The sequence below is a fragment of the Candidatus Streptomyces philanthi genome (genome assembly GCF_059553635.1).
On record NZ_JCANQV010000417.1, the window covers coordinates 1 to 3,855 of the forward strand.

General features: G+C 75.3%; 5 protein-coding genes. 3 read left to right on the top strand and 2 right to left on the bottom strand.

Features of this window, described 5'->3' with window-relative positions; genetic code table 11:
• Positions 1-461: MFS transporter (locus tag AC51EU_RS28115; protein WP_496269907.1), on the bottom strand; the 461-nt coding region annotated here is incomplete at its 3' end.
• A gap of 158 nt (positions 462-619) precedes the next feature.
• On the opposite strand from AC51EU_RS28115, the gene AC51EU_RS28120 reads away from it, so the two are divergent.
• Positions 620-1,384 carry a DeoR/GlpR family DNA-binding transcription regulator gene (locus tag AC51EU_RS28120; protein ID WP_496269903.1) on the top strand — a complete coding sequence of 255 codons (765 nt, stop codon included), beginning with the start codon at positions 620-622 and terminating at the stop codon, positions 1,382-1,384.
• Positions 1,385-1,398: 14 nt separating this feature from the next.
• Positions 1,399-2,019, top strand: a complete 621-nt coding sequence (locus AC51EU_RS28125; protein ID WP_496269904.1) for an HAD family hydrolase — start codon at positions 1,399-1,401, stop codon at positions 2,017-2,019.
• A gap of 81 nt (positions 2,020-2,100) precedes the next feature.
• Here AC51EU_RS28125 and tsaD read toward each other — a convergent pair whose 3' ends face one another.
• The gene (tsaD, locus tag AC51EU_RS28130) at positions 2,101-3,195 is read right to left on the bottom strand and encodes a tRNA (adenosine(37)-N6)-threonylcarbamoyltransferase complex transferase subunit TsaD (RefSeq protein WP_496269905.1); all 1,095 of its coding nucleotides are present in this window, start codon (positions 3,193-3,195) and stop codon (positions 2,101-2,103) included.
• Positions 3,196-3,419: 224 nt separating this feature from the next.
• On the opposite strand from tsaD, the gene cbiE reads away from it, so the two are divergent.
• On the top strand, positions 3,420-3,855 hold a 436-nt coding region (gene cbiE, locus AC51EU_RS28135; RefSeq protein WP_496269906.1), incomplete at its 3' end, for a precorrin-6y C5,15-methyltransferase (decarboxylating) subunit CbiE.

Sequence of the window (3,855 nt, forward strand, 5' to 3'; positions counted from 1 at the left end):
GCGGTGGCGGCCACACCGCAGACGGCCACCCAGCCCAGTGTGGCCGGGACGCTCAGGCCGCGGCCGAGCGTCCGGGCGCCGACGAGCGCGGCGAGCAGGCCGCCGACCGAGAACACCGCGTGGAAGGCGGACATGACGGGCCGTCCGTAGCGGCGCTCCACCTGGACGGCGTGGGTGTTCATCGCCACGTCCAGCACGCCGTTGCCGAAGCCGAGCGCGAGCAGCGCGGCGGCGAGCGTCCACGGGCCGTCGGCGAGGGCGGGCGGTACCAGGGCGGCGCTGCACAGCACCCCGCCGGCGGGGACGACGCGGCGGGCGCCGAACCGGTCGGTGAGCGGCCCGCCCAGCCGCATCCCGGCGACGGCGCCCGCGCCGAGGAGGAGCAGCAGCCGGCCGAGGAGGGAGTGGTCGATGCCCGTCCGGTGCTCGACCGCGGGGATGTGCACGATCCACATGCCCATGACGAAGCCGTTGAGGGCGAAGAAGCCGAAGGTGGCCGCGCGGGCGAGGCGCGGCGGGTGGTCAGGAGGCGAGGAAGTGTTCACCGCGACGAGGCTAATGAACATTAAACGCGTTCGCTAGCTTGACTTGCGCACATGATTGATGTGCGATGAGGGTCATGACGAGCAGCACCGCCGAGCGCCACACCGCGATCACCCGGGCCCTGCGCGACGCCGAGCGGCTGACCGTCGCCGAACTCGCCGCCCTCACCGGCGCCTCCGAGATGACCGTCCGCCGCGACCTGGAACACCTGGCCGAACAGGGCGTCCTGGAGCGCTACCGCGGCGGCGCCCGCAGCCTCGTCCTGCGCGGCACGGAACCCCCGTTCGCCCTGCGCGCCCGCGAGGGACGCGAGACCAAGGAGCGGATCGCGGCCGAGGTGTCCCGGCTGATCGCCGACGGCGAATCGGTGGTCCTCGACAGCGGGACGACCTGCCTGGAGATCGCCAGGGCACTGCGCGGCCGCCCCCTCACCGTCATGCCGCTCTCCCTCCACGCCGCCAACACGCTCGTCGCCGCCCCCGGCCTCAAGGTGCTGCTGCCCGGCGGCGAACCCCGCCCCGGCGAACTGGCCGTGACCGGCCCCCTCGCCGAGGCGTCCCTGGCCGCCCTGCGCTTCGACACCGCCGTCATCGGCTGCTGCGGACTGACCCCGCACGACGGCCTGACCGCCTACGACCTCGCCGACGCGGCCGTCAAACGCGCCGCGATGGCCTCGTCCCGCCGCGTCGTCGCGGTCGCCGAATCCCCCAAGCTCACCCGTACCGCCCTGGCCCATGTCGCCCCCGCCACGGCCTTCGACGTCGTGGTCACCGACACCGCGGCGCCCGACGGCACGGTGGACGCGTTCACCGCGGCCGGGACGGCCGTACGCACCGTATGAACAGGAGGAACGCGATGTCCGACGGAACGCCCGCGGTGCTCTTCGACATGTTCGGGGTGATCGCCCGCCACCAGTCCGCCGAGGGCCGCCGGCGCCTGGAGGAGGCCGCCGGGGCCCCGGGCGCCGTCTTCTGGGACGCCTACTGGTCGCTGCGTCAGCCCTACGACCGCGGCGACCAGGACGGCCCCGCCTACTGGAACGCGGTGGCCACCGCCCTCGGCACCACCTTCGACCCCACGCGCACCGAAGCGCTGATCGCCGCCGACCTCGCGAGCTGGCGCGACATCGACCCCGCCATGGTCGGCCACGTCCGCGCCCTCGCCGCCGACGGCACCCCGACCGCCCTGCTCTCCAACATCCCCACCGAACTCGCCGACGACTACGAGCAACGCCACGACTGGCTCGGCGCGTTCACCCTGACCGCCTTCTCCTGCCGCATCGGCGCCGCCAAACCCGAACCGGCCGCCTACCGCTGGTGCCTGGACCGCCTGTCCCTCCCGCCCCACCGCGTCCTCTTCGTCGACGACCGCCCGGACAATGTCGCCGCCGCCCGCCGACTCGGCATGCGGGGGCATGTGTTCACGGGGTTGGAGGAGCTGGTGCCGGTGGTGGAGGCGCATCGGGTGGGGGTGTGAGGGGGATTCGGAGGCCGCGGACGGCCACGTGAGAAGCCCCGCCCTTTTGCGGAAACCTTGCGGAAGGACGCGGCAAGGGTGTCAGGCCACCCGCACCCCGGCCACGGGGTGCAGGGACGCCCGCTCCAGTGGCGCGGACGGGTCGATCGAGAGGTCGAGCGGGGCGGGTGCGGTGCCCGCGCGGACGAGGAGGTCGCCGACGGCGGCGATCATCGCGCCGTTGTCCGTGCACAGGCGCAGCGGCGGCACCCGCAGGGTGAGGCCGGCCGCCGCGCAGCGCTCCTCGGCCAGGGCACGCACCCGGGAGTTGGCGGCCACCCCGCCGACCACGACCAGCGTCCCCACTCCGTGTGCGGTGCAGGCCGCGACCGCCTTGCGGGTGAGGACGTCGGCGACGGCCTCCTGGAGCGAGGCCGCGCCGTCGGCGAGCGGCAGCGGCCGGCCCGCGGCGCGGTGGTCCTCCGCCCAGCGGGCCGCGGCGGTCTTCAGGCCGGAGAAGGAGAAGGTGAAGCGCTGCTCGCGCGGGCCCGCCGCCAGCGGCCGGGGGAATGTCACGGCGCGCGGGTCGCCCTCGCGCGCCGTCCGGTCGATGGCGGGCCCGCCGGGGTAGGGCAGCCCGAAGACCCGCGCGACCTTGTCGAAGCACTCGCCGGCCGCGTCGTCCAGCGTGTCGCCGAGGTGGACGATCGGATCGCGGGCCAGATCGCGGACGAGGAGCAGCGAGGTGTGGCCGCCGGAGACGATCAGCACCACGCACGGGTCGGGCAGCGGCCCGTGCGCGAGGGTGTCGGCGGCGACATGCCCGGCGAGGTGGTGCACCCCGTACAGCGGGACGCCGAGCGCGTACGCCAGTCCCTTGGCGCCGGCCAGTCCCACCTGGAGCGCGCCGGAGAGGCCGGGGCCGGTGGTGACCGCGATCGCGCCGATGTCGGCGGCGCGCAGCCCGGCGTCGTCCAGGGCGCGGCGGACCACGGGCATCAGGGAGTGCACATGGGCCCGTGCGGCGATCTCCGGCACCACGCCGCCGAAGCGGGCGTGCTCGTCCATGCTCGACGCCACGGCGTGCCCGAGCAGCCGCCCGTCCCGCACCAGCCCGGCACCGGTCTCGTCGCAGGACGACTCGATGCCGAGGACGACGGGGGAACCCGTGCCTCCCGGCGTGCCCGTGCTGCCCACCGGCCGACCTCCGTCCGTCCCTCCCGGCGCGCCCCTTCCGGCACACCGGGCCGCCCCTGCCCGTACGGCCCTCGGGCGGCTTACTGCCCATGGAGTGTAGTTGCACATCATGTGCAACTGGTGCCGTGCGGGCTCCCCGGGGACACCGGAGGGCACACCGCTCAGTAGAGTGCGGCACCGTCCCCCGCCCCCCACCCGCCAGGCGATTCCCGAGGTACCCGGCAGTGACTCCCCGACCCGCACCCCCCGCGATCACCGTCGTCGGCATCGGCGCCGACGGCTGGGACGGGCTGCCCGCCCCCTCCCGGGACGCCCTGCGCACCGCCGAGACGCTGATCGGCGGACCGCGCCAGCTCGACCTCCTTCCGGCGGAGTGCCCCGGCGTCCGCGTCCCCTGGCCGTCGCCGCTGCGCCCGGCCGTCCCCGGCCTGCTCGCCGCCCACGCCGGCCGCCGTATCGCCGTCCTGGCCAGCGGCGACCCCATGTTCCACGGCATCGGCCGGACCCTGACCGAGGTACTGGCGGAGCAGACCCCGGACGGCGCGACGCCGCCCCTCCGCGTACTCCCGCACCCCTCGTCCGTCTCCTACGCGTGCGCCCGCCTCGGCTGGCCCGTCGAGGACACCACGACGATCTCCCTCGTCGGCCGGCCCGCCGCGC

What these genes read in the sequence shown, in the direction of transcription:
- AC51EU_RS28120 (WP_496269903.1), top strand. Translation starts at nt 620, where the DNA reads ATGACGAGCAGCACCGCCGAGCGCCACACCGCGATCACCCGGGCCCTG.
- AC51EU_RS28125 (WP_496269904.1), top strand. Translation starts at nt 1,399, where the DNA reads ATGTCCGACGGAACGCCCGCGGTGCTCTTCGACATGTTCGGGGTGATC.